This is a genomic window from Streptomyces murinus, assembly GCF_002154555.1.
Taxonomy (GTDB): domain Bacteria; phylum Actinomycetota; class Actinomycetes; order Streptomycetales; family Streptomycetaceae; genus Streptomyces; species Streptomyces murinus.
In genome coordinates, this window is record NZ_MUNF01000181.1 from 1 (window position 1) to 12,948 (window position 12,948).

Annotated in this window: 11 protein-coding genes and 2 pseudogenes; 6 read left to right on the forward strand and 7 right to left on the reverse strand. The window is 70.5% G+C overall.

All coding sequences use genetic code 11. The features are described 5' to 3' along the window. A pseudogene (locus CCN72_RS13230) lies at window positions 1-2,019 on the forward strand (sacsin N-terminal ATP-binding-like domain-containing protein); the annotation flags it as partial. A gap of 159 nt (window positions 2,020-2,178) precedes the next feature. Then, window positions 2,179-3,096: a hypothetical protein gene (locus CCN72_RS13235; RefSeq protein ID WP_085565313.1), complete on the forward strand. Its 918-nt coding sequence runs from the start codon at window positions 2,179-2,181 to the stop codon at window positions 3,094-3,096. Between the two features lie 25 nt (window positions 3,097-3,121). On the opposite strand, the gene CCN72_RS13240 is transcribed toward CCN72_RS13235, so the two are convergent. Both CCN72_RS13240 and CCN72_RS13245 read right to left on the reverse strand, forming a co-directional pair. Continuing rightward, on the reverse strand, window positions 3,122-5,518 hold the full coding sequence (locus CCN72_RS13240) for an HAD-IC family P-type ATPase (RefSeq protein ID WP_086807698.1): 2,397 nt from the start codon (window positions 5,516-5,518) through the stop codon (window positions 3,122-3,124). Between the two features lie 57 nt (window positions 5,519-5,575). Beyond that, window positions 5,576-5,848, reverse strand: a complete 273-nt coding sequence (locus tag CCN72_RS13245; RefSeq protein WP_086807699.1) for a DUF2530 domain-containing protein — start codon at window positions 5,846-5,848, stop codon at window positions 5,576-5,578. Window positions 5,849-6,052: 204 nt separating this feature from the next. On the opposite strand from CCN72_RS13245, the gene CCN72_RS13250 reads away from it, so the two are divergent. Further along, window positions 6,053-7,504: an NCS2 family permease gene (locus CCN72_RS13250; protein WP_086807700.1), complete on the forward strand. Its 1,452-nt coding sequence runs from the start codon at window positions 6,053-6,055 to the stop codon at window positions 7,502-7,504. A 22-nt stretch (window positions 7,505-7,526) separates the two neighbouring features. Here CCN72_RS13250 and CCN72_RS13255 read toward each other — a convergent pair whose 3' ends face one another. Beyond that, a complete protein-coding gene (locus tag CCN72_RS13255) occupies window positions 7,527-7,709 on the reverse strand; it encodes a ribbon-helix-helix protein, CopG family (RefSeq protein WP_037653317.1) in 183 nt (60 codons plus the stop codon). Window positions 7,710-7,871: 162 nt separating this feature from the next. Between CCN72_RS13255 and CCN72_RS13260 the strand changes: the two genes are divergently transcribed. Next, the gene (locus tag CCN72_RS13260; protein ID WP_037653316.1) at window positions 7,872-8,309 is read left to right on the forward strand and encodes a MarR family winged helix-turn-helix transcriptional regulator; all 438 of its coding nucleotides are present in this window, start codon (window positions 7,872-7,874) and stop codon (window positions 8,307-8,309) included. Between the two features lie 27 nt (window positions 8,310-8,336). Beyond that, a complete protein-coding gene (locus CCN72_RS13265; RefSeq protein ID WP_086807701.1) occupies window positions 8,337-9,680 on the forward strand; it encodes an MFS transporter in 1,344 nt (447 codons plus the stop codon). A 46-nt stretch (window positions 9,681-9,726) separates the two neighbouring features. On the opposite strand, the gene CCN72_RS13270 is transcribed toward CCN72_RS13265, so the two are convergent. Then, entirely contained in the window at window positions 9,727-10,242 is a 516-nt protein-coding gene (locus CCN72_RS13270; RefSeq protein WP_086807702.1) for a GNAT family N-acetyltransferase, read from the reverse strand. Window positions 10,243-10,282: 40 nt separating this feature from the next. On the opposite strand from CCN72_RS13270, the gene thpR reads away from it, so the two are divergent. Then, window positions 10,283-10,855 carry an RNA 2',3'-cyclic phosphodiesterase gene (gene thpR / locus CCN72_RS13275; RefSeq protein WP_086807704.1) on the forward strand — a complete coding sequence of 191 codons (573 nt, stop codon included), beginning with the start codon at window positions 10,283-10,285 and terminating at the stop codon, window positions 10,853-10,855. Between the two features lie 165 nt (window positions 10,856-11,020). Here the strand turns inward: thpR and CCN72_RS13280 are convergent, their stop codons facing one another. The 3 genes and pseudogenes from CCN72_RS13280 to CCN72_RS13290 all read right to left on the reverse strand — a co-directional run. Continuing rightward, window positions 11,021-12,013, reverse strand: a complete 993-nt coding sequence (locus CCN72_RS13280) for an aldo/keto reductase (RefSeq protein WP_085565308.1) — start codon at window positions 12,011-12,013, stop codon at window positions 11,021-11,023. Between the two features lie 44 nt (window positions 12,014-12,057). After that, window positions 12,058-12,654 carry a Uma2 family endonuclease gene (locus CCN72_RS13285; RefSeq protein ID WP_086807703.1) on the reverse strand — a complete coding sequence of 199 codons (597 nt, stop codon included), beginning with the start codon at window positions 12,652-12,654 and terminating at the stop codon, window positions 12,058-12,060. A gap of 97 nt (window positions 12,655-12,751) precedes the next feature. Further along, a pseudogene (locus CCN72_RS13290) lies at window positions 12,752-12,948 on the reverse strand (hypothetical protein); the annotation flags it as partial.

The following is a 12,948-nucleotide window of genomic DNA, read 5'->3' on the forward strand; positions in this document are numbered from 1 at the left end:
ACCGAGGCCGCCGTCGACCTCGTACCCGGGCCGCTGGGCAAGGGCGAGCTGGACGGGGCGCTGCGCCAGGCCCTCCTGGAGCGGCTGCCGCGCACCGCGTTCCTGCCGCCCGCGCTGCCCGGCGACGGCGGCGAGGACGAGCTGCCCGAGGCGCTGCGCCCCCGGGACGCGGAGATCGTGGAGGGCGCCGGTGCCGAGACCGTGCGGGTGCTCGCCGAAGTGCTGCCCACCCTGCTGCCCGCCGGTCTGGAGCGCCGCGCCGAGCTGCGCACCCTCGGGGTCGCCCGGCTCCCGCTCGCCGACGCCGTGGACCGGCTCGCGGGCCTGGAGAAGGACCCCGACTGGTGGTGGCGGCTCTACGACAGCCTCGCCGGGGTGGACGTCGAACGGCTCTCCGGACTCCCGGTGCCGCTTGCGGACCGTCGCACCACCATCGGCCCGCGCCAGGTGCTGCTGCCCACCCCCGACGGCACCCGGATCGACGCGGACGTGCTCGCCCGGCTCGGCCTGAAGGTCGCTCACGAGGACGCCGCCCACCCGCTGCTGGAGAAGCTGGGCGCGCTGCCCGCCACCCCGCGCGCGGTGCTCACCACCCCCCAGGTGCGGGCCGCCGTCGCCGCCTCCCTGGACGACGGGGGCGCCCTCGGCTGGGAGGAGGACGCACCCGACGCGGAGGAACTCGCCGACACCGTCCTTGCCCTGGTGCGGGACGCGGGCCTGGAGCCCGGTGACGAGCCCTGGCTCGGCGCCCTCGCGCTGCCCGACGAGGACGGCGAACTCGCCCCCGCGGGCGAGCTGGTGTTCCCCGGGAGCCCCTTCGCCCGGGTGATCCGCGAGGACGAACTGGCGGCCGTCGACCAGGAGTTGGCGGACAAGTGGGGCGAACAGCCGCTGACCGCCTGCGGGGTGCTCGCCACCTTCGCGCTGGTCCGCGCCACCGATGTCGTCCTCGACCCGGACGAACTGGAGCCCCGCGAGGGCGACTTCGCCGAGCCGGACGACGCCGGACTGCTGGACGCCGTGGACGTGTGGTGCGAGGACATCCTCGACCGCTTCCCGGACAGCCCGGTCCCCCCGGTCGCCACCGAACTCGTCGCCGTCCGCGACCTCGACCTCGTGGACGACGACCACTGGCCCGAGGCCCTCACCCTGCTCGCCCGCCCGCCGCTGCGCGACGCCCTCACCCAGCCGGTGCGCGTCCTGCTGCCCGACGGCACTCACGAGGTCGTACGGCCGTACACCGCCTGGTGGCTGCGCGGGCACCCGGTGCTGGACGGCCGGCGCCCCGCGGGCCTCCTCGCCGCCGGCGGCGACCCGCTGCTGCGCGGCCTGTACGACGAGGCCGACGCCACCGGCTTTGAAGACGAACAGGTGCTGCGCGCCCTCGGCGTACGGACCTCGGTCGGCGCCCTGCTGGCCGAACCCGGCGGCGCCGCCGAACTCCTGGACCGGCTCGCCGACCCGGACCGCCCGGTCACCGGCGCTCAACTGCACGGCCTGTACGGCGCGTTGGCCGACATCGACCCGGAACAGGTCACCCTGCCGGACGAGTTGCGGGCCGTGACCGACGGGCGGGTGACGGTGGTGGACGCCGCCGACGCCGTGGTCGTCGACTCCCCGGACCTGCTGCCCTTCACCTCCGGTGTGCCCCTGCTGCCCGTACGGCCGTCCCGTGCCGCCGAGTTGGCCGAGCTGTTCCAGGTGCGGCGGCTCAGCGAGTCCGTCACCGGCGAGGTGCACTCCGAGGGCGCCGAGCACGACGTACCGGACTCGGTACGGATGCTCCTCGGCCCGCGCACGCCCGAGACGTACGTCGAGCACGACGAACTGGTCGTGGACGGCGTGGAGATCGACTGGCGGCTCACCGACGACGGGGTGCTGCACGCGGCCACCCTGGAGGGGGTCGCCGCCGGACTCGCCTGGGCGGCCCGGCAGTGGCCGCGCCGCTTCGAGGTCGCCGCCCTGCTGGAGGACCCCTCCCGGACGGCGGAACTGGCCCGGGACCGCTGGTTCGACTGACCTCCAGACGCCCCTGACTCCCCTGCCCACCAGACGTCCCTGATCTCCGGGCGTCTCTCACGAAACCCACAAGTTCCGTACAACCGTTCCCTTGCGTGCGTCGTCTGATCTTCCGGAGTCGTCCGACTCCCGTCTACTTCGTACGCAGGGGAACCGCACATGCGTATTCGTGCCACCGTGGCCGCCGTCTCCGGCGCCCTGGCCCTCTCCGCCCTCGCCCTGCCCGCGGCGCACGCCGCCGGGCAGGAGCGGGTGCCCGCGGGGAACTCCGCGAGCAAGGTCGCCCACGCCGCCCAGCACCCGGGCCGCGCGACCTTCGCCGTCGCCGCCTCGGGCACGCCCTACAAGCTGAACGCCACCTTCTCCGCCGTGAAGGTGAACAACGGCAAGAACATCGCCGCCGGCACCACCAACCTCGTCAAGGTGCCCGTCTCCTTCACGCTGACGCACGGCACCGAGGTCAACATCCACGCCAAGGACTTCGTCGCGGCCATCGAGCTGTACCGCGGCGCCTCCTTCGACGACTCGATCTTCTACTTCGACAGCGCGGTCTCGACCTGCACGGACACCTCCAAGACGGTGGCCTCCTGCAAGTCCACCGTGGCCATCGACCCGACCGAGCTGCTCAGCGAGGACGCCGGCGCCTGGAAGGCGGCCGGCTACGCCGTCGCGTTCAACGGCCAGAACCCCACCAAGCCGGCCGACATGACCAAGGTGGGCGTGGCCGTCAAGGACCCGACCAACTCCTACAACCTCCAGCGCTGGGCGACCCTGAACACCGACGCCGCCCCGGAGCCGGTGAAGAAGGGCAAGACCGTCACGGTCTCCGGCAAGCTGGCCCGCGCCGACTGGGAGGACGGCAAGTACCACGGCTACGCCAACCAGCCGGTCAAGCTCCAGTTCCGCAAGAGCGGCTCCAGCACCTACACCACGCTGAAGACCGTCAAGACGAACTCCACGGGCAACCTGAAGACCACGACCACCGCCACGGTCGACGGCTACTTCCGCTACGCCTTCGCGGGCACCACGACCACCCCGGCGACCACCGCCACGGGCGACTACGTCGACGTAAAGTAGCAGTGACCAGGTGATGTGAGCCCCGCTAGCCGGGGAAGCGGCGGTCGACCCACTTCCACAGGAACTCCAGGGCGGCCGCCGCCACCACCGAGACCGCCACCGCCGTCCATGGCATGGCGAGCCCCACCAGTCGTACCGCGAAGAAGTCCTGGAGCGCGGGGACGACGAGCACCAGCAGGAACGCCACCGCCATCGAGGCCACCAGGATCACCCGCCACCAGGTGTAGGGGCGGGCGATGATCGCCAGCACCCACATGGAGATCAGGAACAGCGTCAGCGTGGCCGCGCTGGTCTCCGCCGCCAGCTGGCCGGGACCCGTGTAGTGGTGCCGGGCGATCAGGTACGTCACGAAGGTCGCCACCCCGGCCACCACGCCGCCCGGGATCGAGTACCGCATCACCTGGTGCACGAAGTGCGGTCTGGCCCGCTCGTTGTTGGGCGCCAGCGCCAGGAAGAAGGCCGGGACGCCGATGGTGAGCGTGGACAGCAGGGTCAGATGGCGGGGCAGGAACGGGTACTCCACCTGCCAGCAGACCACCAGCACCGCGAGCAGTACCGAGTAGACCGTCTTCACCAGGAACAGCGTCGCCACCCGGGTGATGTTGCCGATCACCCGGCGGCCCTCGCCGACCACCGACGGCAGGCTGGCGAAGCTGTTGTCCAGCAGCACGATCTGGGCCACCGCCCGGGTCGCCTCCGAGCCCGAGCCCATGGCCACACCGATGTCGGCGTCCTTGAGGGCGAGCACGTCGTTCACGCCGTCGCCGGTCATCGCCACCGTGTGCCCGCGCGACTGGAGCGCGCCCACCATGTCCCGCTTCTGCTGCGGGGTGACCCGCCCGAAGACGGTGCCCGCGTCCAGCACCCGGGCCATCTCCGCCTTGTCCTCCGGCAGCCGCCGCGCGTCCGTCGCCGTCCCGTCGAGGCCCAGCTTGGCCGCGACCGCGCCGACCGAGACCGCGTTGTCCCCGGAGATGACCTTGGCCGCCACCCGCTGCTCGGCGAAGTAGCGCAGGGTGTCGGCCGCGTCCGGGCGCAGCCGCTGTTCGAGGACGACCAGGGCGGTGGGGCGGGCGCCCTTGGCCGGCGCCGCGTCGTCCAGGTCCCGGCGGGCCCGGGCCAGCAGCAGCACCCGCAGCCCCTGCTCGTTGAGCCGCACGGTCTCCGCGAGCGCCGGGTCGTCGGCGCCGAGCAGCACGTCCGGGGCGCCGAGCAGCCAGGTGCTGGTCTCCCCGTCGCCCTCGCTGAACGCGGCCCCGCTGTACTTGCGGGCCGAGGAGAAGGGGAGCGACTCGACGCAGCGCCAGTCGTCGTTGTCGGGGTAGGCGTCGATGATCGCCTGGAGCGAGGCGTTGGGCCGGGGATCGGACTCGCCGAGCGCGCCGAGCACCTTGCGCACGTACGACTCCTCCGCGCCGTTGAGCGTGCGCAGCTCGGTGACGTCCATGCCGCCCTCGGTGAGCGTGCCGGTCTTGTCCAGGCAGACGGTGTCCACGCGGGCGAGGCCCTCAATGGCGGGCAGCTCCTGCACCAGGCACTGCTTGCGGCCGAGCCGGATGACACCGATCGCGAAGGCCACCGAGGTGAGCAGCACCAGGCCCTCCGGGACCATCGGCACGATGCCGCCGATGGTGCGGGCGACCGCGCCCTTGAGGTCGTCGTTCTTGACCACGAGCTGGGTGACGACCAGGCCGATCGCGGCCGGGACCATCATCCAGGTGACGTACTTGAGGATCGTGGAGATACCGGTGCGCAGCTCGGAGTGGACGAGCGTGAAGCGCGACGCCTCCTCGGCCAGCTTGACGGCATAGGCCTCCCGGCCCACCTTGGTCGCGGCGAAGGCGCCGCCGCCCGCGACCACGAAGCTGCCGGACATCACCGGATCACCCGGCCGCTTGACCACCGGGTCGGCCTCACCGGTGAGCAGCGACTCGTCGATCTCCAGTCCGTCGGCCTCCGCGCACACCCCGTCCACGACGACCTTGTCCCCGGGCCCGATCTCGATCAGGTCGTCCAGGACGATCTCGTCGGTGCCGATCTCCACGGCCGCGCCGTCCCGGCGCACGGTCGGTCGGGCCTCCCCGATCACCGCGAGCGAGTCCAGGGTCTGCTTGGCCCGCCACTCCTGCACGATGCCGATGCCGGTGTTGGCGAGGATCACGAACCCGAACAGGCTGTCCTGGATCGGCGCGACGAACAGGGTGATCACCCAGAGCACGCCGATGATCGCGTTGAACCGGGTGAACACGTTCGCCCGGACGATCTCCCCGAGCGAGCGGCTGCTGCGCACGGGTACGTCGTTGACCTGGCCACGTGCCCGGCGCTCCGCGACCTCCGCGCCGGTCAGCCCCGTCGCCCGGGTCGTGGGCAGGGCCACCGGGTGCACCGGATCGAGTTCGGCGCCGGCGTCTATATGGCTCATGTATCCGACGGTACGTGGCCTTTGCGCGGCCGCCCACCCGGCCCTCTGTCGGCGCCGCTACTCCACAGGGGTGGATTCCGGCCGCTCCCGCGCCGCCCGCTTGAGCGCCGCGTCCCGCCCCCGCACGTACCAGATGCCGATCAGCCCGAGCCCGCCCCCGGCCAGGCAGGTCCACAGCCACCACAGATGGCCGTGCTCGTGGAACCAGCCGTAGAAGGGGAGCTGGACGAGGAACAGGACGAACCAGACGATCGTGCCGCCGGTGATGGTGGCGACCACGGGCCCCTCAAGGGGCTCGGGCGCCTCGTGCTGGGGGATCCACTTGGCCATGCCGGACAGCTTACGAGGCGATCGGAGACGATCGGAGGCCGACCGGAGGGCGACCGGATCCGCACCGGGACTGCATACGTTCTACGCGCGGAGATAGCGATCTAGTAGTCATACGTTCATACTGAAACCGTTTGTCTTTGACCGCTTCTAATCGTAGGAAACTCCAAGAGGGCTCGGGGGAACCCTTTGGTGATGAGGTCCCGCATGTCCACCTCGGCGCCTGCCAAGGTCCCCACCCCCGAGAAGCCGGGCGGCGCGTTCGCCGGCGGCCCCCTCGACCGCTACTTCAAGATCTCCGAGCGCGGCAGCACCGTCGGGCGTGAGGTCCGGGGCGGTCTCGCCACCTTCTTCGCGATGGCGTACATCATCGTGCTGAACCCGATCATTCTGGGCAGCGCGAAGGACATGTACGGGCACCATCTGGACAACGCCCAGCTGGTGACGGCGACCGCGCTGACGGCCGCCTTCAGCACCCTGCTGATGGGCGTCATCGGCAATGTGCCGATCGCCATGGCCGCGGGCCTCGGCGTGAACTCGGTCGTCGCCCTCCAGCTGGCACCCCGGATGACCTGGCCGGACGCGATGGGCATGGTCGTCCTCGCCGGTTTCGTGGTCATGCTGCTGGTCGCCACGGGGCTGCGGGAGCGCGTGATGAACGCGGTGCCGTTCGGTCTGCGCAAGGCGATCGCGATCGGTATCGGCCTGTTCATCATGCTGATCGGCCTGGTGGACTCCGGCTTCGTCAGCCGTATCCCGGACGTCGCCCAGACCACCGTCCCGCTCCAGCTGGGCACCGGCGGTCACCTCACCGGCTGGCCGGTGCTGATCTTCATCCTGGGCGCGCTGCTCACCTTCGCCCTGATCGTGCGCAAGGTGCCGGGCGCCATCCTGATCTCCATCGTGGGCATGACCGTCCTCGCGATGATCATCAACGCCGTCGCGAAGATCCCCTCCTGGGGCCTGACGGTCCCGAAGTGGCCCGGCAACCCGGTCTCCACCCCGGACTTCGGCCTGGTCGGCCAGGTCAGCCTGTTCGGCGGCTTCTCCAAGGTCGGCGTGCTGACCGGCATCCTCTTCGTCTTCACGGTCCTGCTGTCGTGCTTCTTCGACGCGATGGGCACGATCATGGGCATCAGCGACGAGGCCAAGCTGACCGACGCCGAGGGCTACATGCCCGGCATCAACCGCGTGCTGTTCGTGGACGGCCTCTCGGTCGCGGCCGGCGGCGCCGGCTCCGCCTCGGCCACCACCGCCTTCGTGGAGTCCACCGCCGGTGTCGGCGAGGGCGCCCGCACCGGTTTCGCGAACATCGTCACGGGCGGTCTGTTCGCCGTCTCGCTGCTCCTCACCCCGATCGCCACCATGGTGCCGTCCCAGGCGGCCACCCCGGCACTGATCGCGGTCGGCTTCCTGATCCTGTCGCACTCCATCAAGGAGATCGACTGGGCCGACTACACGATCGCGATCCCGGCGTTCGTGACCATGCTGATGATGCCGTTCACCTACTCGATCACCAACGGCATCGGCATGGGCTTCATCACCTTCACCGTGCTGCGCCTGGCCGCGGGCCGGTACCGCGAGATCCCGGTGGCGATGTACGTCGTCTCGGCGGTCTTCGCCTTCTACTACCTGATGCCGGCCCTGGGTCTGACCTGATCCCCCTCGGCTCCACGGCGTCTCACCTGACGCCGTAGAACCTCTCCGTCTCCTCGACGGCGGTCTGGAACCGCTGGTCGAAGTCGTCACGAATGAGCGTGCGGACCACATAGTCCTGCACGCTCATTCCTCTTTTCGCCGCGTGCTGCCGGAGCCGTTCGAGCAGCTCCCCGTCTATCCGCAGGCTGAGCACAGTGGTCCCCATGGCTACGAGGGTCGCCGCGGCCGCCCCGCGGATGCGTCACTTTCCGGCAGCGACTCACTCATACGGGTGATGAAAGCTTTGGGGAGCCCCAGTGGCGGGCATCACGGGCACGGAGGCGCGCCGCATTGGTCTTTAGTTAGAGTAATGAGTTACGCTAAGGACATGCCGGACCTCAACCATGGCGACGATGCTGCCGCCGTGAACTCCCTTCGCTCCGCCGTGATGCGGCTGTCCCGTCGGCTCAAGCACCAGCGGGTGGACGAGTCGCTGAGCCCCACCGAGATGTCGGTGCTCGGCACCCTGTCCCGCTGCGGCTCGGCCACGCCGGGCGAGCTGGCCCGCAAGGAGCATGTCCAGCCGCCCTCGATGACCCGTATCGTCGCGCTGCTCGAAGCCAAGGGACTGGTCCGTCTCGAACCGCACCCGGAGGACCGGCGCCAGAAGGTCGTCACCCAGACCGAGCAGGCCGAGGCGATGCTCGAGGAGAGCCGCCGCAAGCGCAACGCGTTCCTGGCGAACCTCGCCGACGGCCTCGACGAGGACGAGTGGGCGAAACTGCGCGCCGCCGCCCCCGTGCTGGAAAAACTCGCACACCTGTAAAGCAGCAGCCTGAGGAGGCGAATCCGTTTGAGTACGGGATCCGGAACACCTTCCGCCCCCGCACCGACCGCCCCTACTACCCCCGCCCGCAAGTCCTCGATGTTCAGCTCGCTGAAGGTCAGGAACTACCGCCTCTTCTTCATGGGCCAGGTCGTCTCCAACACGGGCACCTGGATGCAGCGCATCGCCCAGGACTGGCTCGTCCTGAGCCTCACCGGCTCCTCCGCGGCCGTCGGCATCACGACGGCCCTGCAATTCCTGCCGATGCTCCTGTTCGGTCTCTACGGCGGTGTCCTCGTCGACCGGCTGCCCAAGCGCCCCGCGCTCCTGGTCACCCAGTCCGCGATGGCCCTCAGCGGTCTCGCGCTCGCCGCGCTGACCCTCACCGGCCAGGTCCAGGTCTGGCACGTCTATCTCGCCGCGTTCTTCGTCGGACTCGCCACGGTGGTCGACAACCCCGCCCGGCAGTCCTTCGTCTCCGAGATGGTCGGCCCCGACCAGCTGCACAACGCGGTCAGCCTGAACTCCGCGAACTTCCAGTCCGCGCGGCTCGTCGGCCCCGCCGTCGCCGGCCTCATGATCACCGGAGTGGGCACCGGCTGGGCGTTCCTCGCCAACGGCCTGTCCTTCGCCGCGCCGATCACCAGTCTGCTGCTGATGCGCGCGCGCGAGCTGTACCCGGTCAAGCGGACCCCGCGCGGCAAGGGCCAGCTGCGGGAGGGCCTCCAGTACGTCGCCGGGCGCCCGGAACTGATCTGGTCCGTCGTCCTCGTCGGCTTCATCGGGACCTTCGGCTTCAACTTCCCGGTGTGGCTGTCCGCCTTCGCCGACAACGTCTTCCATGTCGGCGCCGGTGGCTACAGCCTCCTCAACACCCTGATGGCCGCGGGCTCCCTCGGCGGCGCCCTGCTGGCCGCCCGCCGCGGCTCGGCCCGGATGCGGCTGCTGATCCTCGCCGCGCTCACCTTCGGAGCGCTGGAGATCGTGGCCTCGCTGGCGCCCTCGTACTGGCTGTTCGCGGTGCTGATGGTGCCCATCGGGATCTGCGGCCTCACGGTCAACGTGACCGCGAACACCACCGTGCAGATGGCCACCGATCCGGCCATGCGCGGCCGGGTGATGTCCCTGTTCATGATGGTCTTCATGGGCGGCACCCCGCTCGGCGCCCCGGTCATCGGCTGGATCACCGACACCTACGGCGCCCGCGTCGGCTTCGCCCTCGGCGGTGTCGTCTCCGCGGTCGCGGCCGCCGTCATCGGCCTGGTCCTCGCCCGCGTCGGCGGTCTGCGTCTGTCGGTGGGCTGGGAGCGGGGGACACCGCGGCTGCGGTTCGTGCCGCGGCAGCGGGAGGAGCTCGCCACGGCGGCGTGACCGTCCCGTCCCCGTCCGTGGGGCAGCTCGGAGGGTACCGGTGTGACTATCGGACCCTCCGGGCCAGTACCTGTCCCGGCCACTCGTCCGCACCGTGGGTGAACGCCTCGGTGCGGACGAAGCCGTTGCGCTCGTAGAAGGCGACCAGCTTGCCGTCGTCGCCCGCGTAGCAGTCCACCCGCAGCAGCGAGACCCCGGCCCGCCGGGTCACCTCGGCCGCGTGCGCGAGCAGCGCGGCACCGGCGCCCAGCCCCTTGAACCGGCGGTCCGAGGCCAGCAGATGGATGTAACGCTCGGGTTCGCCGGCGGGCTCCAGATAGCTGCCGGGGGCGTCGGAGAGCGTGAGGGTGGCCGCCGGTATGCCGTCCATCTCGGCGAAGTACACGGTGCCGCCCTCGGCGTACCGCCGCACCACCTCCACCGCCTTGGGGTTCGCCGACCAGGGCTCCGTGCCCCACTGCCCGGTGCGGCCCTGGGCCACCAGCCACTCCACGGAGCTGTCCAGCATGGCCAGGATCAGGGGAGTGTCGTCGGGGCCGCCCGTGCGGATCGTGATCGTCATGGCGGCCATCATGCCCGGGCGGCTCTGGGATCGTGAAGGCATGAGACTCTTCGCCGCTGTGCTGCCGCCGGAGGACATCACCGCCGAACTGGCCCTGGAGGTCGACCGGTTGAGGAGGCTGCCGGGCGCCGACGGGCTGCGCTGGACGGGCCGCCCCGGCTGGCACTTCACCCTCGCCTTCTACGGCGAGGTCGCCGAGGACGTCGTACCTGATCTGTCCGCCCGTCTGGCCCGCGCGGCCCGGCACACCGACCCCTTCGAGCTGGCGCTCAACGGCGGCGGCCAGTTCGGCCACGGCCGCGCGCTGTGGGCCGGCGCGGCGGGCGATGTGGACGCGCTGCGCCTGCTGGCGGGCCGGGCGGAGGCGGCGGGCCGCAAGGCGGGGCTGCGGATGGAGGAGCACCGCCGCTACCAGGCCCACCTCACGCTGGCCCGCGGCCGGGCGGCGGTGGACGTGGGACCGTACGTGGAGCTGCTGCGCGAGTTCGCCGGCCGGAGCTGGCGGGTGACCGATCTGGCGCTGGTGCGGAGCGACCTGCCGAGGTCGGGGGTGCGGGGTGAGCAGCCGCGGTACGAGGCGGTCGGGCGCTGGGTGTGCGGGGCGTCCGGTTAGGCTCGATGCGTGGACCCGAAAACCCGGAACCGGATCATGGCCGGTGCGCTTGTTCTCATGTTGGTGGTCGTCGCGGTGGCGGCGGCTGTCAGGTAGCGGTCGGTCTGTGCCCCCGAGGGGCGGGGACCGAGAGCTCCCCGCCCCCGCCCCCGCACCGCACGTCTCCTACCAGGCGAAGGCCTCCGGGGACGGCCCCGGACCGGGGAAGATCTCGTCCAGGCCGGTCAGCAGCTCCTCGCTCAGCTCCAGCTCCACGGCCCGCAGCGCCGACCGGAGCTGCTCCGCCGTGCGCGGACCGACGATCGGACCGGTGACACCGGGGCGGGTGAGCAGCCAGGCCAGCGCGGTCTCGCCGGGTTCCAGGCCGTGCTTGTCGAGCAGATCCTCGTACGACTGGATCCGCGCGCGGGCGGCCGGGTCGGCCAGGGTGTCCGCGGCGCGCCCGGAGGCACGGCGTCCGCCCTGCACCTCCTTCTTGAGCACACCGCCGAGCAGCCCGCCGTGCAGCGGGGACCAGGGGATGACCCCGAGGCCGTACTCCCGCGCGGCCGGGATGACCTCCATCTCGGCGCGGCGCTCGGCGAGGTTGTACAGGCACTGCTCGCTGACGAGGCCGATGGTGCCGCCGCGGCGGGCGGCGGCCTCGTTGGCCTGGGCGATCTTGTAGCCGGGGAAGTTGGAGGAGCCGACGTAGAGGATCTTGCCCTGCTGGACGAGGGTGTCGATCGCCTGCCAGATCTCCTCGAAGGGGGTGCTCCGGTCGATGTGGTGGAACTGGTAGAGGTCGATGTGATCGGTCTGGAGCCGCTTCAGGCTGGCGTCCACCGCGCGCCGGATGTTCAGCGCGGAGAGCTTGTCGTGGTTCGGCCAGGCGTCGCCCTCGGCGGCCATGTTGGCGTAGACCTTGGTGGCGAGCACGACCTTGTCCCGGCGGTCACCGCCCTTGGCGAACCAGTTCCCGATGATGCTCTCGGTCCGGCCCTTGTTCTCCCCCCACCCGTACACATTGGCGGTGTCGAAGAAGTTGATGCCCGCGTCCAGCGCCGCGTCCATGATCGCGTGACTGTCGGCTTCGTCCGTCTGCGGCCCGAAGTTCATCGTCCCGAGAACCAGCCGGCTGACCTTGAGTCCCGTGCGTCCAAGCTGCGTGTACTTCATGGTCGTAAGCCAACGACTTGGAGTGGGCTCAAGGCAAGGGCGGGTCAGTCGCGCGGGAAGTGGGCTGTCTTGATGAGAAGACCGAGGGCGGTGGTGGTCATGTCGACGTCCGTCCCGTAGTTCACACGCAATTCGCAGGCGTAGGAGTCCTCCTTGGGCTCCGTGTATACGTGGCACCTTCCCTGATAAGGGTTGGCGATGAGATATACGGGGACACCGGCGAGCGCGTAGGCGGCTTTCTTGGGCCCGTAGTCGTTGTGGGCCGTTCCTTTGGAGATGACCTCGGCGACGAAGTCGACGTCCTCGTGACGCCAGCGGCCTCTCTCGTCCTTCGTCGCGCCTTCGCGCAATTTGGCCACATCGGGGCAGAAGCCGTTCTGAAACCCGGGGAAATCGATCCGGACGTCGGTGAAGACCCGCGTGCGGCGCCTGCCGAAGTGGTCTTCGAGCGCCCAGAGGATCTCGCGGATGGTTTCCCAGTGGATGTCCCGCTGCGGCGTCATGAAGACACTGCCCCCAACGATCTCTACCTTGTAACCCTCGGGGACGGGCATCCGCTCAAGGCGCTCGAACCAGTGGTCCAGGCACTCGGCGTTCTCGTCGGCCATCTTGATCTCGATCCTGTCTTCCAGGATGGTCATTGTGGCGCTCCTCCCCGGCCGCCTCACGGACGAGGGCGACCGCGCGGTACAACGATACGCACGGTGACGAAGAAGCGCCGGAATCCGGCCAAACCGTTCAAAGTGTTCTAGCCGCGCACACCCGTCCGATCCCCCACGCCTCCCGCATCGCCCCCGCGAACGCCTCCGCGATCCGCTGCTCGCCGCTCGCGTTGGGATGGGTGCCGTCGTACGTGTCCACGTGGATGTCGTACGACGGCACCCATCCCAACGCGAGCGGCGAGCAGCGGATCGCGGAGGCGTTCGCGGGGGCGA

Bases quoted from the DNA above. Each gene is read 5' to 3' on its own strand.
- CCN72_RS13240 (WP_086807698.1), bottom strand. From the start codon at position 5,518: ATGAGCCATATAGACGCCGGCGCCGAACTCGATCCGGTGCACCCGGTG.
- CCN72_RS13255 (WP_037653317.1), bottom strand. From the start codon at position 7,709: ATGGGGACCACTGTGCTCAGCCTGCGGATAGACGGGGAGCTGCTCGAA.
- CCN72_RS13285 (WP_086807703.1), bottom strand. From the start codon at position 12,654: ATGACCATCCTGGAAGACAGGATCGAGATCAAGATGGCCGACGAGAAC.
- thpR (WP_086807704.1), top strand. From the start codon at position 10,283: ATGAGACTCTTCGCCGCTGTGCTGCCGCCGGAGGACATCACCGCCGAA.
- CCN72_RS13280 (WP_085565308.1), bottom strand. From the start codon at position 12,013: ATGAAGTACACGCAGCTTGGACGCACGGGACTCAAGGTCAGCCGGCTG.
- CCN72_RS13250 (WP_086807700.1), top strand. From the start codon at position 6,053: ATGTCCACCTCGGCGCCTGCCAAGGTCCCCACCCCCGAGAAGCCGGGC.
- CCN72_RS13235 (WP_085565313.1), top strand. From the start codon at position 2,179: ATGCGTATTCGTGCCACCGTGGCCGCCGTCTCCGGCGCCCTGGCCCTC.
- CCN72_RS13245 (WP_086807699.1), bottom strand. From the start codon at position 5,848: ATGGCCAAGTGGATCCCCCAGCACGAGGCGCCCGAGCCCCTTGAGGGG.
- CCN72_RS13270 (WP_086807702.1), bottom strand. From the start codon at position 10,242: ATGACGATCACGATCCGCACGGGCGGCCCCGACGACACTCCCCTGATC.
- CCN72_RS13260 (WP_037653316.1), top strand. From the start codon at position 7,872: ATGCCGGACCTCAACCATGGCGACGATGCTGCCGCCGTGAACTCCCTT.